Genomic DNA, 26,286 nt, shown 5'->3' on the forward strand with positions numbered 1-26,286 from the left:
AATGCATTTTGATCCTCTGATATTTCGTCAAGACTTTCCCTACTTCACTCATGACGAGGCAGTGATTTATCTTGATAATGCCGCAACCACTCTCAAACCGCAGTGCTTAATCGAGGCAACGGTTGCCTTTTATCAATCCGCCGGTTCGGTGCATCGCAGTCAATATGACGAAAAACAGACCGCACTTTATGAACAGGCTCGTCGCCGAGTTAAACAGCTTATTCATGCCGAAAGCGAACAGGCAGTGATCTGGACATCCGGCACAACGCAAGCCATTAACACGGTGGCAAACGGTTTATTGCCGCATCTCAATGCCGGCGATGAAATCATCATCAGTGAAGCGGATCATCATGCCAATTTCGTCACGTGGCACCAAGTGGCAAAGAAAACCGGTGCAATCATTCATGTCTTGCCAATATTGGATAATTGGCTGATTGACACCAATGCCTTATTGCAAAAACTCAGCCCTCGCACCAAATTAGTGGCATTAAATTTTGCCTCTAATGTCACCGGCACGCTGCAACCTGTTCAACAATTGATCGAATTGATTCGTGCGCACAGTGCTGCACGGGTTTTAGTGGATGCGGCACAAGCCATTAGCCATATCAAAATAGACTTAGCAGAATTAGACGCTGACTTTATTGCCTTTTCCGCCCATAAAATTTACGGGCCGACCGGACTTGGCGTATTAAGCGGAAAATTGGATGCGTTAAATTTATTACAGCCCTTGCAGTACGGCGGCAAGATGATTAGCAAAGTGAGCAAACAACACATCACCTTTGCCGAACTGCCTTATCGCTTGGAAGCCGGTACACCAAATATTGCCGCCGTGATTGGCTTTAACGCCGTGTTAGAATGGTTAAGCCAATGGGAGATTGGCGAAATGGAAGAAAACGCCGTACGCTTGGCAGAAATGACCCGTCAACGTTTATCCTCTTATCAACAATGCAAATTATTTAACTCACCGCAACCCAGTTCGGTCGTCAGCTTTGTCTTCGAGGATGTCAACGCGTTTGATTTAGCCACGCTACTTGCCGAACAAAATATCGCGTTACGTGTTGGTGAACATTGCGCACAGCCTTATTTGGCAAGATTAGGACAAGCGGCGACCCTGCGCTTATCTTTCGCCCCTTATAATATCGATTCGGATGTTGAGGCATTTTTTAAGGCTTTAGAGAAAAGTTTAGAATTATTACGATGAACATTGAACAACAATTAATGAACGCCAAAACATGGGAAGAACGCTACCGTTTGATTATTCAAGCCGGCAAAAATCTCCCCATACCAAATGAAAATGAACTCACCCAGATGGACAGCATTCCGGGTTGCGAAGTACAGGTATGGTTTAAATTTACCAAAAAAAACGACCGCACTTTTCACTTTCAGGCCTATAGTGAAGCGCGGATTATGAATGGTTTACTCTGGATTTTATTGCAGTACATTGAAAACAAAAGCGCAGAACAATTGCGCGACTTTGACTTAACCGCCTATTTCACGCAACTTGGCATTGCTCAACGTTTAAGCTCAACCCGCCTGAACGGTTTAAAACACATTGAACAGATTTTGCATCATTTGTAAAAGCGATTTGAGGACAAGATTCTAGGCTAACTTACAAAGTTAGCCTAACGTCACAAATACATTATTTTGGTAGGTCGTCTAAGAGACTGTCTTTTGCCGCAGTGAGGTATTGCAGCATAGACCAAATCGTCAAAATCGCCGCAATATAAAGTAGGATAATGGCAGCGACTTCCATGTAAACGTTATAACGCCACAATAAACCGCCCAAGGCTAACATTTGTGACGTGGTTTTCACTTTGCCTAACCAAGACACCGCCACTTTGCTGCGACTGCCCAATTCCGCCATCCATTCGCGCAAGGCGGAGATAATAATTTCACGGGAAATCACCACAATCGCCGGCAGCGTAATCCAAAAGGTATGGTTGTACTCCACCACTAAAACAAGCCCGGCAACTACCATCACTTTATCCGCTACCGGATCTAAAAATGCACCAAAACGCGTAGTTTGTTTCCATTTGCGAGCGAGATAGCCGTCCAGCCAGTCGGTGACACCGGCGATAAAGAAAATAAAGGTGGTTAAAAAAGGCGCCCAATCAAAAGGAAGATAGAAAGCAATAATGAAGAAAGGAATTAAAATAACTCGAAATATCGTTAAAAAAATGGGGATGTTTAATTTCATAATTCGCGTTCTAGCCGAGGATGAGTTGTGGCTTTATTCTAAATCAGATTGCGCCACTTTTAAATGCCTCCTATGTAAATTTGCGTAAAAAGGAACTAGTTCCAAAACAAATTTAGCGTTAATATTTTTACCCGAAAAAACAACCGCACTTTTCATCCATTTTCCCCTTTTTTGTAGGATATTATCATGTCAAAAAAATCATTAGCCACCGCCTTAGTCCACGCCGGAAGAAAAAAACGCTACACCCAAGGCTCAGTTAACCCGGTTGTGCAACGGGCATCCTCTCTTGTCTTTGATTGCTTAGAAGATAAAAAGCACGCCACCCTTCATCGTGCGAAAGGTGAACTTTTTTATGGTCGCCGAGGCACCTTAACCCATTTTGCGTTACAAGATGCGATGACCGAATTAGAAGGCGGCGCAGGCTGCTATTTATACCCTTGTGGTGCAGCGGCAGTCACGAATAGCATTCTTTCTTTTGTGAAAAACGGGGATCATGTGCTAATGACCGGTGCCGCTTATGAGCCGACACAGGATTTCTGCAATGTCGTATTAAAAAAATTAGGCGTAAGCACGACCTTTTATGATCCGATGTTAGGCGAGAAAATTGCCGATTTAGTCCAACCGAATACAAAGGTTTTATTTCTCGAAGCCCCAAGCTCACTCACCATGGAAGTTCCCGACATTCCGGCAATCGTTTCCGCCGTGCGCAACATCAATCCGAACATCGTTATTATGATAGATAATACTTGGGCGGCCGGTGTGTTGTTCAAAGCGTTAGAACATGGCATTGATATTTCAATTCAGGCAGGCACGAAATATTTAGTAGGTCATTCCGATGTGATGATTGGCACGGCAGTGGCTAATACCCGTTGCTGGGATCAACTACGCGAACACTCTTATCTAATGGGTCAAATGGTGGATGCCGACAGCGCCTATACCACAGCACGCGGATTGCGTACGCTCAATATTCGCTTAAAACAACACGAAGAAAGCAGCATAAAAGTAGCGCAATGGTTGGCACAACAACCGGAAGTGAAAGCAGTGTATCACCCTGCCTTGCCAAGTTGCCCCGGCAATGCTTTTTTTAAACGGGATTTTACCGGTTCAAGCGGATTATTCTCTTTTGAGTTAAAACAAAAATTAACACAACAACAGCTTGAAGCCTTTATGAATCATTTTGAGTTATTCACCATGGCTTATTCTTGGGGCGGCTTTGAATCTTTGATTTTATATAATCAACCGGAGGAAGTTGCTAAAATCCGTCCGAATATTCCGCGAAAATTAGAAGGCACCTTAATTCGTATCCATATTGGCTTAGAAGATGTGGATGATTTAATTGAAGATTTACGCGCAGGATTTAAACGATTAGCACAAAATTAAGGTGACGATTTATTAGACAGCCTTACCTTAAAACTGTGATCTGTGTCAGAAAATGGAGAGAAAAAAGTAAGGTTACTGTTGACACGCTTATTTTTCTTTGCCAAGATCGTGACACTTCAAAAGAAGTAGTCTGAATGATTCATTGATGCTAATTTAATGAAAAAGTTCAAAACTGACCTTAATAACAAATAATTTCTGAAAAGGAATGAAGATTATGAAAAAGACAGTAATCGCATTAGCAATCGCTGCTTTCGCAGCAACCGGCGCAGCAAACGCTGCAACAGTTTATAACCAAGATGGTACTAAAGTTGAACTTGGTGGTTCTGCTCGTATCTTCTTAGGAAAATTAGGCAAAGATCAACGTGGCGACCTCGTGAACGATGGTTCCCGTATTAAAATCAATGCAACTCACACATTAGATAATGGTTTGTCTGCATTCGTAGGCTATGAAACTCGTTTTAAAGAATCTCAGGAAAACCAAAATCAAGAAGAAGGTGCAGATTCTAGTTTTGGAAATATCACCACTAACAAATTATTTGTCGGTTTCGGTTTTGAAAACGTGGGTAAATTAAGTTTTGGTCGTCAAGCCACTACTGCAGATGATGTATTAGGCGATAGCTTGTACTATCGTTCTGGTAAATACAATCCTTTAACTACTGGTGCGGACAAATCTGTTAAATTCCGTTCTGCTGAGTTTGAAGGCTTCAGCTTTGGTGCAGACTATCTGTTCGGTCACGCTAAAAAGATTGATAAAGATAATAACTACAAAAATGGTTATGGTCTAAGTGCATTCTATAACTACGATTTCGCAGAAAAACATAAAGTTGACTTTGCTGTGGGCTACACTGTTGATCAATTAGATTCAGCTACAAGCGCTAAAACAGAACAAAAAAATCATAACTGGTTACTTGCAACTCACTATCAGTTAAATGATTTCTATTTTGGCGCTGCTTATGGTCAAGGTGTAAGCAAACATAGAACCGGATCTGACACAGATAAAGGCAAATACATCTTCTTAGAAAGTAAATATGACTTATCTGATGTTGCAGGTATCCCATCAACTGTTGGTTTACAATGGGTTCGTTTAGGTACTAAATATGATAGTAAAGCTACAGCACAAGATGATGGCAAAACTATTAAAAACCAATACATCGCAATGGCTGACTATAAGTTAAGCAAAAATGTCGTTCCTTACGTACAATATACACGTGCAACTAAAAAATATGAGGATGGTCACCGTACCGGTGAAAACATCTACGGTGCAGGTTTACGTGTACACTTCTAATTTGAGTTAACACTCATTAAAAAGGCCGACATGATGTCGGCTTTTTTTTTAAATAAACTTCGTCTTTTCTCTGTTAAACAGAATCCAAAAATAGCATATAATCGTTTAACAGCGTGACTTTTCAGTTTTGGAGGATGGCAAAATGCAAAAATGGTTTAAACAGAGTTTAGGTTTGGTGTGTCTTTCGTCTTTATTTTTTAGCCAACAGACGGCGGCGGAAGGACGTTTGACCGTGTATTGCACGGTGCAAAATGCGCTGTGTGAAAAAGTGACGACGCAGTTCGGTGAAAAATATGACGTGAAAACCGAATTTGTACATGGCGGCACGGAAACCATTTTTGGCAAGATCAACGCTGAGAAAGACAATCCGCAGGCAGATTTTTGGTATGGCGGCACCATTGAGCCGCATTTCCAGGCGGGCGAATTGGGTTTGTTAGAAGCCTACCGTTCGCCAAAACAAGCGGAAATCTTACCGCAGTTTAAGTCGCTCATGGCAGAAAAAGGCGATTTCACGTCTGCTGTCTATATGCTGGTGTTGGGCTTTGGTGTGAATACACAAAAATTGGCGCAACTAGGATTGCCTGCGCCACAAACCTGGGAAGATTTGCTCAAACCGGAATACAAAGGTGAAATTCAACTGCCGGATCCACGCGCTTCCGGTACGACTTATACGATCATGGCAACCTTGATTCAACTTTGGGGCGAAGAAAAAGCCTTTGATTATTTGAAAAAGCTTAATGAAAATGTCTCGCAATATGTGAAAAGTAATTTGGTGACAGCAAATTTATCCCGTGGTGAAAGTGCGGTGAGTGTGGGTTTTGTGCATGCGTATGCCACGGAAAAAGAAAAAGGTGCGCCGGTGGAAACGGTGATTCCACAAGGCAAAACCGGTTATGCGTTGGGTGGTGCAAGTATTATTAAAGGCGCACGCAACCTCGATAATGCCAAACTTTTTATGGATTTCGTGTTATCCAAAGAGGTGCAGGAAATGCCATGGCGTGATTTCGGTTTATATCAAATCCCAACCAATGCCAATGCGGAATCTTCACCAAAATCCGTTGACCCGAAAAAATTAGATTTTGTTGAATTTGATTTTGTGAAATTCGGTTCTAAAGACGAAGGCAAGCGATTAATTAATAAATGGCTGGCTGACATCAAATTATCGAAATAATCCTACCTATGCTCGGCGCAATAGCTGTGCCGAGCAAAATCTTATGCTGACGTATCCATGCTAAAACACCGATTCCATCAACCTATCACTTGGATTTTGCTCGCTTTTCTGGCATTTGCTTGTTTGCCGGTGCGCGCCTTGGATTATGGTCTTTTCGGGGCAACCGCCAAAGAATATTTCGCTGCGATGGGATGGTCGCAAGTCAATATCAGTTGGTTGTGGTTTGCCGCGCTGCTGATATTTCCTTTACTTCAGCGATACGCTGATTCTCGTCGTTCCGCAAAAATAACCGTTATTTTGACCGCACTTTTAGTCTTCTTCATTTGGTTCTCTGCGGAGACTTATGCTTTCCGCTTCGGTTATGCGGTGATTTTCCTGTTTATGGCCATCGGCGCGGTATTTGTCAATGCCTTGGCGCGTTTAGGTTTTTTGCGTGGAGATCGCTTTTTATTGGCAGTCGCTACAGGGCTTGCCGTCTTGGTTATCGGCTTTATTTTTTATCCGATAAGCGCATTATTTACGATCTTTTTTACCGGCAAATCCGGTGAGTTTGGCACTGTTGTTACGCTATTAAATCACCTCGGCTTATGGAAAGTTATTGGTAATTCCTTAGCGGTCTCCTCTGCCGTGGGTTTGTGTTCTGTTGCCTTTGCCCTCGTTTTGGCGTTGTACACCACAAGAATTGCCAAACGCAGTTTGTTTATCAGTAAGATCTTTTCCTTATTGCCGATGGTGACGCCGCCATTTGTGGTGAGTTTAGGCGTGATGTTGATGTTTGGGCGCTCAGGCTATGTCATTCAATTTCTCGGGCAACATTTTAGTGTGAGTCCGAATTGGCTTTATGGCTTTAACGGTATTCTGATTTCCCACACGTTGGCACTCACGCCAATGGCCTTTATGTTGTTGGAAGGTGCATTAAAAAACCTTTCCCCGAAATTGGAAGAAGCCGCCGTCATGCTCGGTGCAAATCGTTGGCAGAGTTTCCGTTTTATCGTGTTACCTTTGTTAAAACCGGCACTCGCGAATGCTTTTTTGATTGTCATGGTGCAATCTTTGGCGGATTTCAGCTCGCCTTTTGTGTTGGGTGGCAATTTTGACGTGTTGGCAACGCAAATTTATTTTTACATTGTGGGGGCACAAAACGACTATTTCTCTGCAAGTGCCTTGGGGATTATTTTATTAAGCATTTCCCTCGGGATTTTCTGGCTGCAATATCATTTTATCGGGCGGAAAAATTACGTTACGCTCTCGGGCAAAGGGTTTGAAGGTCGAAGCACGCCTTTATCTTTCGGTTTAAAAATTACCGTTGTGAGCATTTTTGCTGCCTGGGTTGCTTTCAATGCGTTATTGTATGGCAGTATTTTTTACGGCAGCGTGATGCAGAACTGGGGTGTTAATCACACCTTTACTTTACAACATTACATCACGTTATTCGGGCAAGGCTGGAAGAACGGCGCCATTCCGTCTTTATTGCAAACCGTCTTGTTCGCCGTGATTGCCGCCCCTTTTACGGCAGTGAGTGGCTTTTTGTTGGCTTATTTCTTTTCTCGTCATCGTTTCTTCGGACAAAAACACATTGAATTTCTCACGCTACTCAGTTTTGCTGTGCCGGGAACGGTTGCCGGGGTGTCTTACATCCTTGCGTTCAATAATGTCCCGCTCTATTTAACCGGCACCGGGGCGATCATTGTGCTTTCGATGGTTACGCGCAATATGCCCATTGGTTTACGTGCCGCATTAGTGAATTTTAAACAACTGGATCCGGCATTAGATGAAGCGGCCTATTCTTTAAAAGCCAGCGCTTTTCAAACCTTGCGTTTTATTACCTTGCCTTTATTGAAGCCTGCTTTATTGTCTGCCTTGGTGACCAGTTTTGTGCGTGCGATGACGACCATTAGCGCGATTATTTTCTTAGTTACACCAAGCACTCGCGTGGCAACTTCGTTTATTTTAAATCGGGTGGAAGACGGCGATTACGGCTTAGCCGTGGCCTATGGCGCCAGTTTAATTGTGATTATGATGCTGGTTATCGGCTTATTTGGTCGATGGGTCGGTGAGACAAAATTAGGACGATAACATGACACAACATATTGAATTAAAACAGGTTTATAAAGCTTTTGGCGCAACGAAAGTATTGCAAGATTTCAATCTTACCTTTGAAAAAGGTAAATTTACGACTTTATTGGGTGCATCAGGTTGTGGCAAAACCACCATTCTGCGTCTGATTGCCGGCTTGGAAGATCTCGATCAAGGGCAAATTTTATGCAACGGAAAGGATATTAGCCAGCTACCGCCACAACAGCGAGGCGTGGGGATTGTTTTTCAATCCTACGCGCTTTTCCCTCATTTAACGGTGGGGGAAAATGTAGCATTTGGTTTAAAAATGCAGGAAAGTCCTTCCTCAGATATCACAGAAAAAGTCAGTCAAGCATTAAAAATGGTGGAACTTGAAGGGTTTGAACATCGCCGTATCGAACAACTTTCCGGTGGACAACAACAACGTGTCGCCTTGGCGCGGGCGTTGGTGATTGCGCCACAAATTTTATTATTTGATGAGCCGTTAAGTAATTTGGATACCCATTTGCGCCGTACAATGCGTGAGATGATTCGCCATTTACAACAAAAACTGGGTATTACGGTGCTTTATGTGACTCATGATCAAACGGAGGCCTTTGCTGTTTCTGATGCCGTGGTTGTCATCAATCAAGGCAAAGTCGAGCAAATCGGTTCGCCAAATGCGCTCTATCATCACCCGACATCCCGTTTTACGGCAAACTTCATGGGCGAAGCGTCTTTCTTTCCGGTAAGCGTAAAAAACGGAAACTATCTTCTGGCAGAAAATGCGTTGTCGATTGAATCAGAGGTGCCACCGCCGGAGGGAAACTATGTGCTCGGTATTCGCCCGGAAGGTGTGTTATTGACACTCAGCGGCGAACCGGCGGAACGTTGTGAAGTGCAATCGGCGATTTCTATGGGGAGTTATTGGGAGATTCAGGTGAAATGGTATGGTTTGCCATTATTGGTGCATTTAAATCCCAATGATTACACGCCAAATCAGCCCGAGTATTTCGTTAAATTGCGGTCTATTGGCTGGTTTGTGTTAGCGGAGGAGAACGTTTAATGCCATAAAAAAGGCATCAAAATCCACCGCACTTTAAATGTTCCAGCCATAAAAAAAGATACCTAAGTGCGGTATCTTTTTTCAATATTTTTTAATCTGGTGATCGAGCAACTATTTCACAATACGTAAGTGAGATGTTGATTTCTCTGCCTTTTTCGGTTTATCCGTTTTATCAACGACCTTCTCAAATCCAATCGGTTGCTCTTCAACTTGCTCCGGCTTATCATAAGCCTCTTCTGGCTCAAACATTACGCCATCGCCATTCTCTCGCGCATAAATCGCGAGCGCTGCTCCCATTGGAATATAAATATCCTGTGGCACTCCCCGAAAACGGGCGTTAAATTGAATGAAATCATTGGTTAGCTGTAAATTTCCGGTGGCATTGGCAGACAAGTTCAACACAATTTGCCCATCTTTGACATATTCCACCGGCACTTTGACGCCCCAGTAAGTGGCATCAACCACCAAATAGGGTGTAAAATCATTATCGATCAACCAGTCATAATAAGCCTTTAACAGGTAAGGACGTTTTGGAGAGGATTGATATTCCATGAGATCGCCTATTATTTTTCATCCATTAAGTTTTTCGGCGCTAATTCCCCTACGGATTGCAAGAAAGAATCACGCGTAAATACACGGGACATATAGCTTTTCACAGCCTTGCTACCGGCACCGCTAAATTCCACACCCAATTCTTGCATACGCCACAATAACGGCGCGACATAACAATCGATAAGACTAAATTCATCGTTCATAAAATAGGTATTTTGACTAAAGATCGGTGCAATCGCCAGAATTTCTTCTTTGAGTTGTTTTAATGCTTGTGCTCGTTCAGCTTCGGATGCGGCATTTTGTGCAGTTTCTAACGTTGGATACCAGTCCTGTTCAATACGCAACATTAACAAACGGCTTTTCCCACGTGCTACCGGATAAACCGGCATTAACGGCGGATGCGGAAAACGTTCATCCAAATATTCCATAATAATTCGTGAATTAAATAAGACTAAATCACGATCCAGTAAGGTTGGCACCGTGCCGTATGGATTAAGTTCCATTAAATCTTCCGGCAAGGCTTGCGGATCTACAATTTCCGTTTCATAAGCGACGCCTTTCTCAGCCAACACAATACGCACTTGGTGACAATAAATATCGGTTTTATTTGAAAATAGCGTCATTACAGAACGTTTATTTGCAGAACTTGTCATCTATTCCTCCGACGACTCAAAAATAACAAAAATATTCGGTTGGTCTCTTGCCATACCAAGAAAAGCGGTCGTTTATTCTATCACAAAGCAAGTGGCTTTTTCCAAGAAAAAGCCGGATTTTAGCTTTATCGCCATAAAAAATATCCGCTTCAGTAACGAAACGGATATTTTTAATCTTCTTTCTAAACGGTAAGAAAGGATTATTTCCACTTATCGGCAGCCGCATAATCACTGTCGCGACCTTCAATCCAACGCTCCCCTTTTTCGGTTTGTTCTTTTTTCCAAAAAGGCGCTTTGGTTTTCAAATAATCCATAATAAATTCATTGGCGTGATACGCATCGCCACGATGCGCAGACGCGGTTCCCACCAACACAATTTCATCACCGGTGTTCAATTCACCTACACGATGAATGATGGAAATCTTTTGTAAATCCCACCGCGCTTTTGCCTGTTGGGCAATGTCCCTCAAGGCTTTATGCGTCATTGCCGGGTAATGTTCCAAATACAAACTACTGACTTCATCCCCTAAGTTCATATCACGCACTTTGCCCACAAACATTACCGTAGCACCAACCGAATTTTCTTCGCTCAACCAACGATAAACGGCATTTTGATCGAACGTATGCTCTTGCACGGAAATTTGAATATCGTTCATTTAGCCCCCGGTCACCGGTGGGAAAAACGCAATTTCATCACCATTTTTGACCGCACTTTCTAACGGCATTAAGGTTTGATTGATGGCCACCAAAAGTTTATCCGATTGCAATGCCAACGCCCATTTATCACCTTTCGCCGCAAGATGTTGACGTAATTCTTCTACCGTGGCGAAATGTTCGTTTACTTCAATGGCATCCAAACCGATTAATTCTCGAGTTTGAGCAAAAAATAAAACGCGTAACATTATTTCTCCTCCGCAATAAAATGCCCGGATTTTCCACCGCGCTTTTCCAACAAACGCACCGTTTCAATCACCATGTCTTTTTGTACCGCTTTACACATATCGTAAATGGTTAATGCGGCAACGCTTGCGGCAGTTAACGCTTCCATTTCTACGCCGGTTTTACCGCTTAATTTGCACAGGCTTTCAATGCGCACTTGATTGGTTTCAGGAAGTGCGGTCAAACTCACTTCGACTTTAGAAAGTAAAAGCGGATGACACAGCGGAATCAGTTCCCAAGTGCGTTTCGCCGCTTGAATACCGGCAATTCGGGCGGTAGCAAACACATCGCCCTTGTGGTGTTGTCCGGAGAGGATCATTTGTAAGGTTTCCGGCGCCATACGAATATAGGCTTCAGCACGCGCCTCGCGAACCGTGTCGGCTTTGGCGGAAACATCCACCATATTCGCCTCGCCATTCGCATTAATGTGAGTCAATGTGGTCATGATAATTTAAAAGTGCGGTTGGTTTTCTTGATGTTTTCAGTAGCGGCGGTAATTAGCCGCCGATACTGGCTAAATGATTACGCACGCCGCTATCGCCAACATGCAAATAATGGTGTTCACGCTTACCTTGTAACGCTGAGAAAATTCTTGATTGCAAAAGCATTTGTTGCTCATCAGATTGTAACAAATCACGTAAATCAATCCCTTCTTCACCAAATAAGCAAAGGTGCAATTTTCCTTTGGCAGAAACTCTCAAACGGTTACAGCTGGCGCAGAAATTTTTCTCATAAGGCATGATTAAGCCGATTTCGCCCATATAATCCGGGTGACGAAAAACTTTTGCCGGACCGTCAGAACGATTTTTTATCTGCAATTGCCAGCCGTCTTGCAAGAGTTTCTGTTCTAAAATCTGTCCCGATAAATGATGTTTTTGGAAGAAAGAATTCATTTCACCGGTTTGCATCAACTCGATAAAACGCATTTGAATCGGCTTATTTTTAATCCATGCCAAGAAACCGGAAAAGTCTTTATCATTCAAATCTTTCATTAAGACAGAATTGACTTTGACTTTTTGATAGCCGCATTCGAAGGCGCGATCAATCCCCCGCATAATGTCATCAAATTTATCGACACCGGTAATGCGCTGGAACATTCTGGCATCAAGGCTATCCACACTGACGTTAATAGACGTTACACCGGCTTGTTTCCAATCGGCGACATCTTTCAGCAAACGAAAACCGTTTGTGGTCAGTGCGATTTGTTTGATACCGTCAATGCTACGAATGCTTTCGACAATTGGCAGGAAATCTTTACGTAAGGTCGGTTCGCCACCGGTAATACGGACTTTTTCCGTTCCCATCACCGCAAAGCTACTAACCAAGCGACGAATTTCGTCCAAGGTTAAAAAGCTCGGCTTATTGGGTTCCGGTTGATAACCGTCAGGTAGGCAATAATTGCAACGGAAATTACACATATCGGTAATCGAGAGTCGCAAATAATAGTATTCACGCTGGAACGAATCAACAAGTTGAGGCGCGCCAACATTTTTGATTGGAATGGTTTGCATTTGACACCTTTCTAAAAACGGAGAGGATAAATCGTTTCCAACGTATCCCTGAATAATACCGACTTCGTATTATTGGCATTACCACCCTATTTTGTGTTCAATACTGTGCGCAAAACGTAGGTAAGTAAGCTCGGAGTTATATGCGATAAATAAATTTTGTTGCATTGTAAAAGATTCACGAAAACAAATGCAATCAATTAATTTAATTTAAGGGGAAAATTGAGAAATTTCTTTAAAATCAATTATATATGTTTTTATATAGCGGAGATTTTATAGTCAAAAAGAGGTATCTCATTGTAAAGTTATGCCATTCAACTTCTCTATTTAAAATAGATCATTATAATGGGGCCAACAAAAAATAAGGAACTCTCATGGCGGATTTTAAAAGCTATCAACAACACGAAAATCTTAATCGACTGACAAACATCGTGGCTATCGGTGGCGGGCATGGATTAGGTCGTGTCATGTCAGCATTGAGTTTTATGAAAGAACGCCTTACTGCAATTGTGACCACCACTGATAACGGCGGATCTACCGGACGAATTCGCATGGAACACGGCGGCATTGCCTGGGGTGACTTGCGTAACTGCTTAAATCAAATCATCACCGAACCCAGTACCGCCTCCGCCTTATTTGAATATCGTTTTCGCGGCAATGGTGAATTAGCCGGGCATAACCTCGGCAATCTCATGTTAAAAGCGCTGGAAGATATGCAAATTCGCCCAACAGAAGCCGTCAATCTCATTCGTGAATTATTACACGTGAGATCCTTTATTATTCCCATGTCCGAGCAACCGGTGCATCTTGCTGCGGTATTAAACGGCGGTAGCAGCGTTGTGGGGGAAGTCAGTGTTGATAGCTTAACCGAACTCCCTAAATCCCTCTTTTTAGTGCCTTATGCCACAGCCACACCGGAAGCGATTCAAGCTTTACGGGAAGCGGAACTTATTTTATTCGGCCCCGGCAGTTTCCTCACCAGTATTATGCCACCACTTCTTCTTCCGGAAATCGCTGAGCAACTCAGACAAAGCCACGCGAAAAAGATCTTTATTGATAATTTAGGCACAGAACTGGGCCCTGCCGCAACCCTTTCTCTCGCCGATCGCATTCAGTGGCTCCACGAGATTGTCGGTCAACCGATGATTGATGGCGCAATCACTTCAACGGATGTCACTATGGAGCCCGCACTGAACTTCACCATTCTCACTGGTCGTTTAAACGCTGACGATATAGCATATCGGCACGACCGTACACTTCTTTGCGCGGCGATTGATGAATTAGTAGGGATGTTATATACACCTCAAGAAGAGGAAATTATGCCTCCCTTTGCGGAAATGTAATGCGTTTTATCCATAATGAAAATTCACTTATTACGACGCCAACAAATTATTGAACACGATAATGCCCTTCCCCTATTAACGCGTTTAGAACAGCTCGGCATTCAACATGAATATCAATGCCGCAGCGGTTATTGCGGCGCTTGTCGGGTTAAATTAAAAAAAGGACGGGTTTCTTACAAAGAGCCGCCCCTCGCCTTTTTGTTGGAGGATGAAATCTTGCTTTGTTGCTGCCACGTAGAAGAAGATTTAGAAATCGATTTATAAAATACCGCCAAAATCCACCGCACTTTTCAATTCTATCTTTAGAAGGATGTTCCCTCGCCTTTTTAAACGCACTGCGACCCGATTCCTCAACAAAAAATCGATTTCTCCTTGACTTTTGATTTTTGCACTAGTTTAATAGTGCAACTTGATTTTATGTTTTAAGGAAATGAGAATGTCATCTGCTTTTATTCAAACATTCACACAAAACGTTGCTTATCACAGCGACCCTACCGCCATTTTCGCCACCTTATGTGAAAACAAACCGAATACGCTACTGTTAGAATCTGCCGAAATTTCCAGCAAAAACAGTCTGAAAAGTTTATTACTCGTTAACGCGGCCATAAAAATTTCCTGTTTGGGACAACGCGTGACTTTTCATGCGTTGACCGACAACGGTGCCTCCGTATTGCCGTTAATTGCGCAAAAGCTTTCAGCACTGGTAAACGTAACATCCCAAACAAGCACCGAACTGCAAGTAGCATTCAAACCTGCCGACAATAATGCAGACGAAGACAGCAAATTATTGGCACACGGCATTTTCGACGGGTTGCGTTGTTTCACCGAACTTTATCAGGCAAGCTCGTTGCCGGTTTTTTTAGGCGGATTATTTGCCTATGACTTGGTGGCAAATTTCATTCCGATGGAAAACATCACTTTGCAAGATGATGGCATTACCTGTCCGGATTATTGTTTTTATTTAGCGGAACAGTTACTGGTGATCGACCATCAATTGCAACAAGCGGAATTACAAACCTTTTGTTTTGCACAAAATGCGTTGGCTACGTTGCAACAGAACGCACAAGACATTGCCAAAAAACTCTTGGAAATTCGACCGCACTTGAGCCTCAAACCGGCTTCTACCGAGGTTGCCATTAATTTAGATGATGATAAATTCAAAAAAATTATTGAACGCCTGAAGCAACATATTTATTGCGGCGACGTGTTCCAAATTGTGCCGTCCCGTCGTTTCTCCCTTGAATGCCCGAATACGCTGGCAACTTATCGTCAGCTAAAACAGAACAACCCAAGCCCGTATATGTTTTTTATTCAGGACGAGGATTTCACTCTATTCGGTGCTTCACCAGAAAGTGCCTTGAAATATTCGCAAACTACCCGTCAGTTGGAAATCTACCCGATTGCCGGCTCCCGCCCGCGCGGTTTTGATGCTGACGGCAATATCGATCCCGAATTAGATTCCCGTTTAGAATTGGAATTGCGTTTGGATCATAAAGAACAGGCGGAACATTTGATGTTGGTGGATTTAGCGCGTAACGACATCGCCCGCGTGTGCGACAGTAAAACCCGCCATGTGAAAGATTTAATGCAGGTGGATCGTTATTCGCACATTATGCACCTTGTCTCTCGCGTAGTGGGCAAACTTCGCCCTGAACTGGATGCGTTACACGCTTATCAAGCCTGCATGAACATGGGGACGCTAACCGGTGCACCGAAAATCAAAGCTATGCAGTTAATTTATCAATTTGAACAACAAAAACGCCACAGTTACGGTGGCGCCGTGGGCTATTTACAATCTGATGGCAATTTTGACACCTGTATTGTGATTCGCTCTGCCTTCGTGCAAAACGGCATTGCCCATGTGCAAGCCGGTTGCGGTACGGTGTTGGATTCCGACCTGCAAATGGAGGCCGATGAAACCCGTCACAAAGCCCGTGCGGTCATCAACGCCATCGTACAAACCAATAAGAAAGCGAATCAATAGGAGTAATATCATGGCAACCATTTTATTTTTAGATAACTTTGATTCCTTTACTTACAATTTAGTGGATCAATTTCGCGGATTGGGACATCAGGTTCACATTTACCGCAACGATTGCGATTTAGCGATTTTAGAAAAAAATGCTTTAGCACAGCCGGACACGATTCTCGCCCTCTCCCCCGGGCCGGGCACACCGGATGAAGCGGGCAATATGATTCCGTTGATTAAGCGCTTAATCGGCAAAGTACCGATGTTGGGCATTTGTTTGGGGCATCAAGCGTTAATTGAAGCCTTCGGTGGAAAAGTCGTTCACGCAGGTGAAATTTTGCACGGCAAAGTGTCCAGAATTGAACACGACAATGAAGCCATGTTCAAAGGTTTGACCAACCCGATGCCGGTCGCGCGCTATCATTCCCTCATGGGAATTAATTTGCCCGATGAATTGATTCCGAACGCCTCTTATCATGGCATTAATATGGCAATTCGCCACCGCACTTTGCCGATTTGTAGCTTCCAATTCCATCCTGAATCTATTTTAACGGTACAAGGGGCACAGTTATTGGCGCAATCGGTGGAATGGTTGTTGAAACGGAATTAATATCCCACTTCCCCTCTTTAGCAAAGAGGGGTTAGGGGAGATTTGGCAGTCGTCATAAAACAGAGTAAGTTAATAAATTTCATTTGATTTTTATTCAATAACAATATTTTTCCAATCTCCCCAGTTCCTCTTTTCTAAAGAGGGAGATTTTAAATAAAAAAGGACAAAACATGATCACAGTATATGGCTTAAAACGTACCCTTTCCCCTCGCAAATCGGCTGTCGCAGACGTGATTTATAACTGCTTGGAGCTGGGTTTAGATGTTGCCAAAGGCAAGCACGCGCTTCGTTTTATTTGTTTGGAAGACGACGATTTTTACTATCCGCATACCACAAACCGTACCGACAATTACATGGTAATTGAAATCAATTTAATGCAAGGTCGTTTAGAGCAAACCAAAAAACGTTTAATCAAAATGTTGTTCAGTGAATTTGAATACAAATTAGGCATTAGCCCGTTTGACGTGGAAATCACCATCAAAGAGCAACCGGCGCATTGTTGGGGCTTCCGTGGCATGACCGGCGATGAAGCGCGCGATTTGGATTACGATATTCATAAATAAGGACAACGATGATGGAAAACCAAGCTTTATTAGAAAAACTTTATGGCGCACAAACCTTAACCACCACGGAAAGCGAAGCCTTATTTAACGCCATCATGTTGGGTGAATTAAGCAATGAACAAATCTCCGCCATGTTAGTGGCACTAAAAGTGCGTGGCGAAACCATCGATGAAGTCAACGGTGCCGTATTAGCCGCCGTTAAAAATGCCAAACCGTTTCCAACACCCGATTACCCTTTTGCCGACATCGTTGGCACAGGCGGTGACGGCGCCAATACCATCAATATTTCTACGGCATCCGCTATTGTCGCCGCGGCTTGTGGTGTCAAAGTGGCTAAACATGGCAACCGTAGCGTTTCCAGTAAAACCGGTTCAAGCGATTTATTAACCGCACTGGGTGTCAATATTGCTATGCCAACAGAACAAGCCCGCAAAGCATTGGACGACATTGGCATCAGCTTCTTGTTTGCACAGCAATATCACCCGGGCTTCAAATATGTCGTGCCGGTACGCCAAGCCTTAAAAACCCGTACGCTCTTTAATATTCTAGGCCCATTGATTAACCCGGCACGTCCGAAACGTCAATTGCTCGGCGTTTATTCTCCCGAACTCATTGATATTTATGCCAAAACTGTTGCCCAATTAGGACATGAACACACGATTATCGTGCACGGTAGTGGCTTAGACGAAGTGGCCATCCATGGCGCTACAGAAGTGGCGGAAGTGCGTAACGGCGAGATTGAACGTTATACCTTAATACCGCAAGATTTTGGCTTCCAAGTCAAGCCATTGGAAAGTTTGCGCGGTGGCGAACCAACAGAAAATGCGCAAATGATTACCGCAGTTTTACAAGGCAAAGGCAAAGCGGAACACAACCAAGCCGTAGCCATGAACACTGCACTATTATTAAAACTGTTCGGACAAGAAGACATTAAACAAAATGCACAACGGGTATTGGATGTGATTGCACAAGGCAAACCGTTTGAAACTTTACAGAAATTAACAACCTATTAATTTAAAGACCCGTTTTCAAAAATAAGACATAAACATGATCACACAAGACTTTTCCAAACCACTTGAAACCACCACGGTGTTACAAAAAATCGTGCTCGATAAAGCCGAATGGGTAAAAAACAAAGAAGCGGAATTTCCGTTAAGTGAATTTGAAAAAAACATCCAAAAATCCGACCGCGCTTTTTATGATGCGTTAACAAAAGGCACACACCAAAAACCGGCGTACATTTTAGAATGTAAAAAAGCCTCGCCTTCCAAGGGGGTGATTCGCAGTGAATTTAAACCGACAGAAATTGCGCAGGTCTATAAAAACTATGCCAATGCGATTTCTGTGCTGACCGATGAAAAATACTTCCAGGGCAATTTTGCCTACATCAAACAAGTTCGCGACGTTGTCACACAACCGGTGTTGTGCAAAGACTTTATGATCAGTGAATATCAGGTTTATTTGGCGCGGTTTTATCAAGCTGATGCTATTTTACTCATGCTTTCTGTGGTGAACGACGAGACTTATCGCATCTTGGCGGATTTGGCGCATTCTCTCGGCATGGGCGTGTTGACCGAAACCAGTAACGAAGAAGAATTTGAACGCGCCTTGGCGTTAGGGGCGAAAATTATCGGCGTAAATAATCGTAATTTGCACGATTTAAGCGTAGATTTAAACCGCGTGGTGGCATTAACCACCCGATATGCCGACCGCATTCCTTCCGACGTACGAATCATCAGCGAATCAGGCATTTACAATCATCAGCAAGTACGCGAATTGCAACAAGTTGCCCACGGCTTCTTAATTGGTAGCTGTTTGATGGGCAATCCAGATTTAAACAACGCCGTGCGTGAAGTCATTTTCGGTGAAAACAAAGTGTGCGGTTTAACCCGTGCGCAAGACGTAAAAACCGTTTACGAAAGCTGTGCATTATACGGCGGGTTAATTTTTGTCGAAAATTCCAAACGTTGTGTCAGTTTACGCCAAGCCCAAGAATTGGTGACGGCCGCCCCACTTCGTTTTGTGGGCGTGTTTCAAAATCAAGAGATTGATTTTATCGTGAAAATCGCGCAGCAGTTACAGCTCTATGCCGTTCAGTTGCACGGCGATGAAACAGCGGAATTTATCACCGCACTTCGAGCCGAATTGCCTAAAAGAATTCGCATTTGGAAAGCCATTTCCGTGGATGTAACCCATCAAAGTGCGGTGGTTTTTGACGACGTTTCTGCGATTGATCGTTTTGTTTTCGATAGCAAGTCGGGCGCACAACAAGGCGGTACGGGTGAGACTTTCAATTGGTCATTGATTCCGGCACAACTAAAACATAAAATCCTGTTGGCAGGCGGTATTAATCCAAATAATATTGACACTGCGTTAGCACAACATTGTGTTGGAGTGGATCTAAATTCCGGTGTGGAAAGCGCTCCCGGTGTGAAAGACGCTGAAAAAGTGCGGTCGGTTTTTGAGGCAATTTTGTAAAATCGGCAAACATTAATAAGAATAGGCCACGTTTCAATTCATATCATCCTCAACAGGAGATTTTATGAAAAAATTTTTTAATTTTTTTATTACGTTTATTCATCCGTATTCTTGCATAGTGATGATATTTTTTGTTGTGGCCACACTAATGTTAAGCAGTGATCTTATCAATGCTGTAAAAGATGATGTCCCTTTAGAAAATTACCTAGAAACTAAAATTTATCACAATGTTAACGTGACAGTCGAACAAGAAAAAATTTCAGGCAAATTAAATCAATATATTCAAACTAAAAATATGAACGACCGATGCTATGTCGAATATTGCGGTTTTCCTCACGCCGGAAACTTTCAATTATCCAGCATTGAATTCATTCATGTAGATAGACATACTTTCTTAAATAAAAGCTGTTTAGATGCCGAAGAAAAACATTGCTTTCGTAATATTTCCGAGGCTTATATTGAACAGGTCACAAAACAAGAACGGCAAAAGCATGAAAGAGGCGGAATTTTATGGTTAATCTACAGTGCTTCCGCTTTGATTTTCCTCTTCCTACTAGGAAGAAAATATCGATTACCAAACGAATATAAAATATAGTCGCTGATAAAATATCGCATTCATCACACTAAAAGCACGCCACTCCTGATGCGTGCTTTTCTTTTGACTCATCCTATCTCTAAATCCCCTTCCTTCGTCCTCTAAATATCCTGATAACAATCCAGCAAATGAGAAAGACTCTCAATTATTCACAAAAACAAAGGGTTACTGTTTATATTCGGATAAAAAATAGGGATATTCTTGATGATGATCAAATAATGTTCCTCTTGATGAGCATATCATAGCGCCGATAACCCTATATAAAATGTGTGATTTGGAGTGATGATATGCAACGAAGTGATGGATTATTTTCTGCCTTAGCCGATGTTTCTCGTCGGGATTTTATGAAATTATGTACCGCACTTGCAGCAACGATGGGGCTAAGCAGTAAAGCCGGTGCGGAGATGACTAACGCCTTAACGGCACCGGCACGCCCACCGGTGTTATGGATCGGGGCGCAAGAATGTACGGGATGTACGGAATCGCTACTACGCGCTACCCATCCGACAGTGGAAAACTTGGTATTGGAAATGATTTCCTTGGAATACCATGAAACGCTTTCTGCAGCCTTCGGGGAACAAGCTGAAGAGAATAAACACAATGCAATTAAACAGTATTATGGAAAATATGTTTTAGTCGTAGATGGATCTATTCCGGTGAAAGACGGCGGCGTCTATTGTATGGTAGCAGGTAAACCGATTGTAGAACACATTCGCGACGCGGCTAAAGGTGCGGCGGCCATCATTGCCATCGGCTCTTGTGCCGCATGGGGCGGCGTTCCTTCCAGCGGTGGTAATCCAACCGGTGCAAGCAGCTTATCCGAAGTATTACCAAAAGGCACACCGGTCATAAATATTCCGGGCTGTCCGCCAAATCCACATAACTTCCTTGCAACCGTTGCTTACATTCTCACTTATAAGAAATTGCCGGCAATGGACAAGCTTAATCGCCCATTATTCGCTTACGATCGCTTAATTCACGAAAACTGCTATCGCAGACCGCACTTTGATGCCGGGCGCTTTGCCAAAGAGTACGGCGATTATGGTCACCGCAACGGTTGGTGTTTGTATCATCTCGGTTGTAAAGGCCCGGAAACTTACGGTAACTGCTCTACCTTAGAATTCTGTGATGTCGGTGGTAATAACTGGCCGGTTGGTATCGGTCATCCTTGTTATGGTTGTAACGAAAAAGGCGTGGGCTTTACCAAAGGCATTTTCCAATTAGCCGGTGTAGAAAACCCAACACCACGCGTTGAAAAACCGGATGTCAACAACACTGAAGGTTCAGGGGCGACCATGACAGCCATCGGTTTATTAGGCGGTGCTGCGGCAATACTCGCCGGCGTGAGTGTGGTGACTTTACGCGAATTAAGCATTCAACATAAAGCCCGTGTCGAAGCCAAAGCGGCAGAAAAAGAACAACATACAGGTAAATAACATGGATAGACGAAACTTTCTAAAAGCCGGTGTGCTTGGCGGAATTGCTTCCACCTTGCCTGTGTCGAGTGCGCAGGCATCGGACGCGGTTGAGCCCATTCCCGGTGCGCTTGGAATGCTTTACGACTCTACCCTTTGTGTAGGTTGTCAGGCATGCGTGGCGGAATGTCAAAACGTGAACCACACACCAGTAAATCCAAAAGGTGATCAAACCTGGTCAAATAACGACAAACTTACGCCGTTCACACGTAATATTATTCAAGTGTGGACCGATGGTGACGGTAAAAATAAAGACCAAACAGAAAACGGCTATGCTTACGTAAAAAAACAATGTATGCATTGCGTTGACCCAAACTGTGTTGCCGTTTGCCCGGTTCAAGCCCTTACCAAAGATCCCAAAACCGGTATCGTGAAATATGATCCCGATATTTGTACCGGTTGCCGTTATTGCATGGTGGGTTGTCCTTTTGATGTACCAAAATACGACTACGACAATCCGTTCGGCGAAATCAGCAAATGTGAACTTTGTAACCAAAAAGGTGTTGAACGATTGGATAAAGGCGAATTACCGGGTTGTTGCCATGTTTGTCCAACGGGCGCCATCATTTTCGGTACAAGAGAAGAATTATTGGCGGAAGCCAAACGTCGTTTAAGTTTATTACGTGGCACTGAATATGATTACCCACGTCAACACGTTAATAGCACAGATAAATACCGTGCTACCGTGCCGGCATATCAATATCACATCTACGGTGAAAAAGAAGGTGGTGGTACACAGGTACTTGCCTTAAGTGGTGTGCCTTTTGCTAACCTTGGTTTACCGGACTTAGATGAAGTCGCAACAGGTTCTCGTGCGGCGCATTTACAACACTTCTTGTATCGCGGTTTAGCATTGCCATTAGTTGCACTGGCTGGTTTAACCTTTATGACTTACAAAAATATACATGGCGATAAAATCGCTGAGCGTATTGCAGCACAAAAAGAAGCCATGCGTCAGGCACGCAAGGAAATCGAAGAAGCGGAGGATGAGCATCATGAGTAATCCACGTCCGGTAGGCGGTCGCCTAATTTCTGCCGCCATTCTCTTTTTTGCTCCCCTTGCCGTACTTTGCGTTTTATTAATTTTAAAACGTTTGGTTTTTGGTATCGGTTCCGTGACCGCACTTAATGGCGGTTATCCTTGGGGTTTATGGATTGCCTTCGACTTACTTGTCGGTACAGGTTTTGCCTGCGGCGGTTGGGCATTAGCTTGGACAGTGTATATTTTCAACAAAGGGAAATATCACGCTCTTGTGCGCCCGGCATTGCTTGCCAGTTTATTCGGTTATTCCCTCGGTGGTTTATCTATCACCATTGATATGGGACGTTATTGGCATTTACCGTATTTCTACGTTCCGGGGCAGTTCAACACGAATTCCGTGCTATTTGAAACAGCATTTTGTATGACGGTGTATATCATCGTGGTGACCCTAGAATTCGCCCCAGTATGGCTTGGTTTCCTCGGTTTGAAAAAATGGTTTAATAAACTCAATAAAATCATGTTTTTTATCATTGCCTTGGGTGCCTTGTTACCAATGATGCACCAATCTTCCATGGGTTCCTTGATGATTGTAGCCGGTCACAAAGTCCATCCGGTATGGCAAAGCTATGAAGCGCTACCAATTCTCTCCTTGCTGACAGCTTTCATTATGGGCTTCTCTATTGTGATTTTCGAGGGTTCTTTAGTTAAAGCAGGTCTTGCAGGAAAAACACCGGACGAGCGTCATTTATTTACGCAATTAGCACGCGTTACCGCAGGATTAATTTTCTGTTTCTTAGCGGTGCGTTTTGGTGAGTTGATTTACCACGATAAACTGCAAATGGTTGTGGGTTTCGATAAATTAACTCAATTTGAAGCATGGATGTTCTGGATGGAAGTCTGGTTGATGGTATTACCATTACTGACCCTCTTCCTCGGGGAGAAAAAATCAGATTCCCGTTGGTTATTTATTTCGGCCTTAAGCATGTTACTCGGTGCAGCATTATGGCGGATGAACTACTCTCTCATCATGTATAATCCGGGCAACGGCTATCAATATTTCCCATCAGCGGAAGAATTGCTTATTTCAATCGGCTTCGTTTCTATTGAAGTATGTGCCTATATTTTAATCATTCGTTTATTCCCTGTATTGCCGGTATTTAAAGAAAAACATACCGAAGACTCAGAAAAAATTATTGCCGAAAAAGCGGCATTCAGCAAAAAAGTTAGCGGAGCAGAATAATGTCAGAAAAAAAACGTATCTCAATTGACCCAATTACCCGTATTGAAGGGCATTTACGTATTGATTGCGAAATTGAAAACGGCGTCGTCACCAATGCTTGGTCATCCGGTACCATGTGGCGCGGTATGGAAAATATCGTAAAAGGTGCCGACCCACGTGATGCATGGATGATTATGCAACGTATTTGTGGCGTATGTACCACAGTACACGCGATTATCAGCGTGCGTGCCGTAGAAGATGCTATCGGTGCTAAAGTACCAGTCAATGCGCAGTACATTCGCAACATGATTCTTGCTGCACATAGCATTCACGACCATATCGTGCATTTCTATCAACTCTCCGCGATGGACTGGGTGGATATCACCGCTGCGCTAAAAGCTGATCCTGAAAAAGCGGCTGATATGCTAAAAGGCGTATCCACATGGTCATTAAACAGTGCTAACGAATTCCGTAATGTACAGAAAAAAATCCAAGCATTAGTGGATAGCGGACAACTTGGCATTTTCGCTAACGGTTATTTCGGTCATGCGGCAATGAAACTTCCACCAGAAGTCAACCTCATTGCCGTCGCGCACTATTTGCAAGCGCTTGAATGTCAACGTGATGCTAACCGTGTAGTCGCATTACTCGGTAGTAAAACACCACACATTCAAAACTTGGCGATTGGTGGTGTAGCAAACCCAATTAACTTAGATTCCCAAGCGGTACTAAACCAAGAACGTCTCATGTTCGTGAAAGCTTGTATCGACCGCTTAACTGACTTCATTAACCAAGTGTATAAAGTAGATGCAGCAGTATTTGCGGCTTACTATCCTGAATGGTTAAGCTTAGGTAAAACATCTGGCAACTACTTATCTGTACCAGAATACCCAATTGATGCAGATAACTCTAAATTCATGTTAAAAGGTGGTTATATCGAAAACGGCGATTTATCCACTTTCCGTGCAATCGACCAACAAAAAGATGAGTTCGTTGTAAAAGGAATCAAAGAGAGCGGTAAACACGCTTGGTACGAAGATGATGAACCATTAGAACCGTGGGCTGGCTTAACCCGTCCTAAATACACAGGCTGGCAAGATGACGGCAAGTATTCTTGGGTAAAAGCGCCAACCTTCTACGGTAAAGTTGTCGAAGTGGGTCCTCTCGCCTATTTAATGTGTGGTTTGGCTGCGAATGACACGCCAACTGTCAACCACTTCAATGAATTAAAAGGCATTTATGAAAAATTGACTAGTAACACGTTAACTACCGATCAATTACATTCTACCCTTGGACGTATTATCGGTCGTACCGTGCATTGCTGTGCGATCAACGACATTTTAAGTGCGCAATGGCAAATGCTCATTGATAATATCGCGAAAGGTGATATGACGGCGTATATCAAAACAGATATTCCAGCAAGCGGTGAGTTCCGCGGTGTTGGTTTCGGTGAAGTACCACGTGGTATGCTTTCTCACTGGGTTGTCATCAAAGACGGTCGCATTGAAAACTACCAAGCAGTTGTTCCATCTACATGGAATGCGGGCCCACGTAACGAACAAGACCAAATGGGCCCTTATGAGCTTTCCATTATTGGTACACCGGTAGCAGATCCGACTAAACCATTGGAAGTGGTTCGAACCATTCACTCATTCGACCCTTGTATGTCCTGTGCCGTGCACGTAGTTAATACCGAAAACGGTGAAGTGACTGAAGTGAAGGTGTTGTAATGAAGCCGTTAATTCTTGGCGTTGGCAATATTTTATTAAGTGATGAAGGTGTCGGTGTGCGCGTTGTGCAGGAGCTTGAAAAACGCCCTGAAATTCAACCGCACTTTGACATCATCGATGGCGGTACTTGTGGCATGGAATTACTGGATGCTATGGCAAATCGCGAGCATTTGATTATCATCGATGCTGTGCTTGCTAACAAACAGCCGGGTGAGATTATTGTGTTACGTGACGAACAAGTGCCTACCTTTTTTTCACGCAAAATTTCGCCACACCAACTCGGCATTTGTGATGTACTTTCCGCTCTCAAACTGACGGATGAATTTCCACAAAATCTTTGTCTCATCGGTATCCAGCCAGAATCTTTGGAAGCCGGCATTGGATTAACGGAAACGATACAAAAAACATTACCGAATGTTTTTATAGCCTTGAATCAAGTAGTAAAAGAATACGGTTTGAACTTAAACACCCCTCTTTAGAAAAGAGGACGGGGGGAGATTTTAATAAATAGAGACA

Annotated in this window: 28 protein-coding genes and 1 riboswitch; of the genes, 20 read left to right on the top strand and 8 right to left on the bottom strand. The window is 43.3% G+C overall.

Annotated elements, in window-relative coordinates:
- The first annotated feature begins 1 nt into the window (after position 1).
- Both AC30SF_RS05235 and AC30SF_RS05240 read left to right on the top strand, forming a co-directional pair.
- Positions 2-1,201 (top strand): aminotransferase class V-fold PLP-dependent enzyme, encoded by a 1,200-nt coding sequence (locus tag AC30SF_RS05235; protein ID WP_489607784.1) that lies wholly within the window; start codon positions 2-4, stop codon positions 1,199-1,201.
- Complete coding sequence (locus AC30SF_RS05240) at positions 1,198-1,578, top strand: SufE family protein (RefSeq protein WP_489607785.1); 381 nt, start codon at positions 1,198-1,200, stop codon at positions 1,576-1,578. Before AC30SF_RS05235 ends, AC30SF_RS05240 begins: the two co-directional genes overlap by 4 nt.
- Positions 1,579-1,639: 61 nt before the next feature.
- On the opposite strand, the gene pgsA is transcribed toward AC30SF_RS05240, so the two are convergent.
- A complete protein-coding gene (pgsA, locus tag AC30SF_RS05245) occupies positions 1,640-2,197 on the bottom strand; it encodes a CDP-diacylglycerol--glycerol-3-phosphate 3-phosphatidyltransferase (protein WP_314170391.1) in 558 nt (185 codons plus the stop codon).
- A gap of 33 nt (positions 2,198-2,230) precedes the next feature.
- Positions 2,231-2,353: a hypothetical protein gene (locus AC30SF_RS05250; RefSeq protein ID WP_314116988.1), complete on the bottom strand. Its 123-nt coding sequence runs from the start codon at positions 2,351-2,353 to the stop codon at positions 2,231-2,233.
- 30 nt (positions 2,354-2,383) lie between these two features.
- Here AC30SF_RS05250 and metC point away from each other — a divergent pair, with 30 nt between their 5' ends.
- The 5 genes from metC to AC30SF_RS05275 all read left to right on the top strand — a co-directional run bounded on the left by metC (position 2,384) and on the right by AC30SF_RS05275 (position 9,154).
- Entirely contained in the window at positions 2,384-3,577 is a 1,194-nt protein-coding gene (metC, locus tag AC30SF_RS05255) for a cystathionine beta-lyase (RefSeq protein WP_489607786.1), read from the top strand.
- 214 nt (positions 3,578-3,791) lie between these two features.
- On the top strand, positions 3,792-4,862 hold the full coding sequence (locus AC30SF_RS05260) for a porin (protein ID WP_489607787.1): 1,071 nt from the start codon (positions 3,792-3,794) through the stop codon (positions 4,860-4,862).
- A 142-nt stretch (positions 4,863-5,004) separates the two neighbouring features.
- Positions 5,005-6,033: an ABC transporter substrate-binding protein gene (locus AC30SF_RS05265; RefSeq protein WP_489607788.1), complete on the top strand. Its 1,029-nt coding sequence runs from the start codon at positions 5,005-5,007 to the stop codon at positions 6,031-6,033.
- Between the two features lie 57 nt (positions 6,034-6,090).
- Positions 6,091-8,109 (top strand): ABC transporter permease, encoded by a 2,019-nt coding sequence (locus tag AC30SF_RS05270; RefSeq protein ID WP_489607789.1) that lies wholly within the window; start codon positions 6,091-6,093, stop codon positions 8,107-8,109.
- Between the two features lies 1 nt (position 8,110).
- A complete protein-coding gene (locus tag AC30SF_RS05275; protein WP_489607790.1) occupies positions 8,111-9,154 on the top strand; it encodes an ATP-binding cassette domain-containing protein in 1,044 nt (347 codons plus the stop codon).
- A gap of 111 nt (positions 9,155-9,265) precedes the next feature.
- On the opposite strand, the gene AC30SF_RS05280 is transcribed toward AC30SF_RS05275, so the two are convergent.
- The 6 genes from AC30SF_RS05280 to moaA form a co-directional block, all read right to left on the bottom strand.
- Complete coding sequence (locus AC30SF_RS05280; RefSeq protein ID WP_489607791.1) at positions 9,266-9,706, bottom strand: ClpXP protease specificity-enhancing factor; 441 nt, start codon at positions 9,704-9,706, stop codon at positions 9,266-9,268.
- Between the two features lie 11 nt (positions 9,707-9,717).
- Positions 9,718-10,359 (bottom strand): stringent starvation protein SspA, encoded by a 642-nt coding sequence (gene sspA / locus AC30SF_RS05285; RefSeq protein WP_033002374.1) that lies wholly within the window; start codon positions 10,357-10,359, stop codon positions 9,718-9,720.
- Between the two features lie 200 nt (positions 10,360-10,559).
- Positions 10,560-11,015 carry a molybdopterin synthase catalytic subunit MoaE gene (moaE, locus tag AC30SF_RS05290; RefSeq protein ID WP_489607792.1) on the bottom strand — a complete coding sequence of 152 codons (456 nt, stop codon included), beginning with the start codon at positions 11,013-11,015 and terminating at the stop codon, positions 10,560-10,562.
- The gene (gene moaD, locus AC30SF_RS05295; RefSeq protein WP_485860807.1) at positions 11,016-11,261 is read right to left on the bottom strand and encodes a molybdopterin synthase sulfur carrier subunit; all 246 of its coding nucleotides are present in this window, start codon (positions 11,259-11,261) and stop codon (positions 11,016-11,018) included.
- A complete protein-coding gene (gene moaC, locus AC30SF_RS05300; protein ID WP_489607793.1) occupies positions 11,261-11,743 on the bottom strand; it encodes a cyclic pyranopterin monophosphate synthase MoaC in 483 nt (160 codons plus the stop codon). The genes moaD and moaC overlap by 1 nt, the downstream gene beginning before the upstream one ends.
- A 52-nt stretch (positions 11,744-11,795) precedes the next feature.
- Entirely contained in the window at positions 11,796-12,809 is a 1,014-nt protein-coding gene (moaA, locus tag AC30SF_RS05305) for a GTP 3',8-cyclase MoaA (RefSeq protein WP_489607794.1), read from the bottom strand.
- Positions 12,798-12,957, bottom strand: a riboswitch (molybdenum cofactor riboswitch). (Overlaps the previous gene by 12 nt.)
- 223 nt (positions 12,958-13,180) lie before the next feature.
- Here moaA and AC30SF_RS05310 point away from each other — a divergent pair.
- From AC30SF_RS05310 to AC30SF_RS05370, 13 genes are all read left to right on the top strand, one after another.
- Entirely contained in the window at positions 13,181-14,149 is a 969-nt protein-coding gene (locus AC30SF_RS05310) for a gluconeogenesis factor YvcK family protein (RefSeq protein ID WP_021615331.1), read from the top strand.
- A 15-nt stretch (positions 14,150-14,164) separates the two neighbouring features.
- Positions 14,165-14,413, top strand: coding sequence for a class I ribonucleotide reductase maintenance protein YfaE (yfaE, locus tag AC30SF_RS05315; protein WP_021615332.1), 249 nt, complete (start codon positions 14,165-14,167; stop codon positions 14,411-14,413).
- Positions 14,414-14,585: 172 nt separating this feature from the next.
- Complete coding sequence (gene trpE, locus AC30SF_RS05320; RefSeq protein WP_489607795.1) at positions 14,586-16,133, top strand: anthranilate synthase component I; 1,548 nt, start codon at positions 14,586-14,588, stop codon at positions 16,131-16,133.
- Between the two features lie 10 nt (positions 16,134-16,143).
- Positions 16,144-16,728 carry an aminodeoxychorismate/anthranilate synthase component II gene (locus AC30SF_RS05325; RefSeq protein WP_021615334.1) on the top strand — a complete coding sequence of 195 codons (585 nt, stop codon included), beginning with the start codon at positions 16,144-16,146 and terminating at the stop codon, positions 16,726-16,728.
- A gap of 170 nt (positions 16,729-16,898) precedes the next feature.
- Positions 16,899-17,291 carry a tautomerase family protein gene (locus AC30SF_RS05330; RefSeq protein ID WP_489607796.1) on the top strand — a complete coding sequence of 131 codons (393 nt, stop codon included), beginning with the start codon at positions 16,899-16,901 and terminating at the stop codon, positions 17,289-17,291.
- Between the two features lie 11 nt (positions 17,292-17,302).
- The gene (gene trpD / locus AC30SF_RS05335) at positions 17,303-18,304 is read left to right on the top strand and encodes an anthranilate phosphoribosyltransferase (RefSeq protein WP_489607797.1); all 1,002 of its coding nucleotides are present in this window, start codon (positions 17,303-17,305) and stop codon (positions 18,302-18,304) included.
- Positions 18,305-18,338: 34 nt separating this feature from the next.
- Entirely contained in the window at positions 18,339-19,769 is a 1,431-nt protein-coding gene (gene trpCF / locus AC30SF_RS05340; RefSeq protein WP_489607798.1) for a bifunctional indole-3-glycerol-phosphate synthase TrpC/phosphoribosylanthranilate isomerase TrpF, read from the top strand.
- A 64-nt stretch (positions 19,770-19,833) separates the two neighbouring features.
- Complete coding sequence (locus tag AC30SF_RS05345) at positions 19,834-20,364, top strand: hypothetical protein (protein ID WP_489607799.1); 531 nt, start codon at positions 19,834-19,836, stop codon at positions 20,362-20,364.
- A gap of 287 nt (positions 20,365-20,651) precedes the next feature.
- A complete protein-coding gene (gene hybO, locus AC30SF_RS05350) occupies positions 20,652-21,800 on the top strand; it encodes a hydrogenase 2 small subunit (protein ID WP_485861997.1) in 1,149 nt (382 codons plus the stop codon).
- 1 nt (position 21,801) lies between these two features.
- The gene (hybA, locus tag AC30SF_RS05355; RefSeq protein WP_489607800.1) at positions 21,802-22,842 is read left to right on the top strand and encodes a hydrogenase 2 operon protein HybA; all 1,041 of its coding nucleotides are present in this window, start codon (positions 21,802-21,804) and stop codon (positions 22,840-22,842) included.
- Positions 22,835-24,061 (top strand): Ni/Fe-hydrogenase cytochrome b subunit, encoded by a 1,227-nt coding sequence (gene hybB, locus AC30SF_RS05360; RefSeq protein WP_314170372.1) that lies wholly within the window; start codon positions 22,835-22,837, stop codon positions 24,059-24,061. The genes hybA and hybB overlap by 8 nt, the downstream gene beginning before the upstream one ends.
- Entirely contained in the window at positions 24,061-25,770 is a 1,710-nt protein-coding gene (gene hybC / locus AC30SF_RS05365) for a hydrogenase 2 large subunit (protein ID WP_489607801.1), read from the top strand. Before hybB ends, hybC begins: the two co-directional genes overlap by 1 nt.
- Positions 25,770-26,249, top strand: a complete 480-nt coding sequence (locus tag AC30SF_RS05370) for a HyaD/HybD family hydrogenase maturation endopeptidase (RefSeq protein ID WP_489607802.1) — start codon at positions 25,770-25,772, stop codon at positions 26,247-26,249. The genes hybC and AC30SF_RS05370 overlap by 1 nt, the downstream gene beginning before the upstream one ends.
- Positions 26,250-26,286 lie beyond the last annotated feature (37 nt).

It is taken from the genome of Aggregatibacter valvarum (assembly GCF_980468985.1).

Coding starts and splice junctions, on each gene's coding strand:
- sspA (WP_033002374.1), bottom strand. CDS start 10,359: ATGACAAGTTCTGCAAATAAACGTTCTGTAATGACGCTATTTTCAAAT.
- hybB (WP_314170372.1), top strand. CDS start 22,835: ATGAGTAATCCACGTCCGGTAGGCGGTCGCCTAATTTCTGCCGCCATT.
- moaA (WP_489607794.1), bottom strand. CDS start 12,809: ATGCAAACCATTCCAATCAAAAATGTTGGCGCGCCTCAACTTGTTGAT.
- hybA (WP_489607800.1), top strand. CDS start 21,802: ATGGATAGACGAAACTTTCTAAAAGCCGGTGTGCTTGGCGGAATTGCT.
- AC30SF_RS05270 (WP_489607789.1), top strand. CDS start 6,091: ATGCTAAAACACCGATTCCATCAACCTATCACTTGGATTTTGCTCGCT.
- AC30SF_RS05310 (WP_021615331.1), top strand. CDS start 13,181: ATGGCGGATTTTAAAAGCTATCAACAACACGAAAATCTTAATCGACTG.
- metC (WP_489607786.1), top strand. CDS start 2,384: ATGTCAAAAAAATCATTAGCCACCGCCTTAGTCCACGCCGGAAGAAAA.
- pgsA (WP_314170391.1), bottom strand. CDS start 2,197: ATGAAATTAAACATCCCCATTTTTTTAACGATATTTCGAGTTATTTTA.
- hybO (WP_485861997.1), top strand. CDS start 20,652: ATGCAACGAAGTGATGGATTATTTTCTGCCTTAGCCGATGTTTCTCGT.
- AC30SF_RS05240 (WP_489607785.1), top strand. CDS start 1,198: ATGAACATTGAACAACAATTAATGAACGCCAAAACATGGGAAGAACGC.
- AC30SF_RS05330 (WP_489607796.1), top strand. CDS start 16,899: ATGATCACAGTATATGGCTTAAAACGTACCCTTTCCCCTCGCAAATCG.
- hybC (WP_489607801.1), top strand. CDS start 24,061: ATGTCAGAAAAAAAACGTATCTCAATTGACCCAATTACCCGTATTGAA.
- AC30SF_RS05280 (WP_489607791.1), bottom strand. CDS start 9,706: ATGGAATATCAATCCTCTCCAAAACGTCCTTACCTGTTAAAGGCTTAT.
- AC30SF_RS05370 (WP_489607802.1), top strand. CDS start 25,770: ATGAAGCCGTTAATTCTTGGCGTTGGCAATATTTTATTAAGTGATGAA.
- AC30SF_RS05250 (WP_314116988.1), bottom strand. CDS start 2,353: ATGAAAAGTGCGGTTGTTTTTTCGGGTAAAAATATTAACGCTAAATTT.
- moaE (WP_489607792.1), bottom strand. CDS start 11,015: ATGAACGATATTCAAATTTCCGTGCAAGAGCATACGTTCGATCAAAAT.
- trpD (WP_489607797.1), top strand. CDS start 17,303: ATGGAAAACCAAGCTTTATTAGAAAAACTTTATGGCGCACAAACCTTA.
- AC30SF_RS05275 (WP_489607790.1), top strand. CDS start 8,111: ATGACACAACATATTGAATTAAAACAGGTTTATAAAGCTTTTGGCGCA.
- AC30SF_RS05325 (WP_021615334.1), top strand. CDS start 16,144: ATGGCAACCATTTTATTTTTAGATAACTTTGATTCCTTTACTTACAAT.
- AC30SF_RS05235 (WP_489607784.1), top strand. CDS start 2: ATGCATTTTGATCCTCTGATATTTCGTCAAGACTTTCCCTACTTCACT.
- AC30SF_RS05265 (WP_489607788.1), top strand. CDS start 5,005: ATGCAAAAATGGTTTAAACAGAGTTTAGGTTTGGTGTGTCTTTCGTCT.
- trpCF (WP_489607798.1), top strand. CDS start 18,339: ATGATCACACAAGACTTTTCCAAACCACTTGAAACCACCACGGTGTTA.
- AC30SF_RS05260 (WP_489607787.1), top strand. CDS start 3,792: ATGAAAAAGACAGTAATCGCATTAGCAATCGCTGCTTTCGCAGCAACC.
- yfaE (WP_021615332.1), top strand. CDS start 14,165: ATGAAAATTCACTTATTACGACGCCAACAAATTATTGAACACGATAAT.
- moaC (WP_489607793.1), bottom strand. CDS start 11,743: ATGACCACATTGACTCACATTAATGCGAATGGCGAGGCGAATATGGTG.
- moaD (WP_485860807.1), bottom strand. CDS start 11,261: ATGTTACGCGTTTTATTTTTTGCTCAAACTCGAGAATTAATCGGTTTG.
- AC30SF_RS05345 (WP_489607799.1), top strand. CDS start 19,834: ATGAAAAAATTTTTTAATTTTTTTATTACGTTTATTCATCCGTATTCT.
- trpE (WP_489607795.1), top strand. CDS start 14,586: ATGTCATCTGCTTTTATTCAAACATTCACACAAAACGTTGCTTATCAC.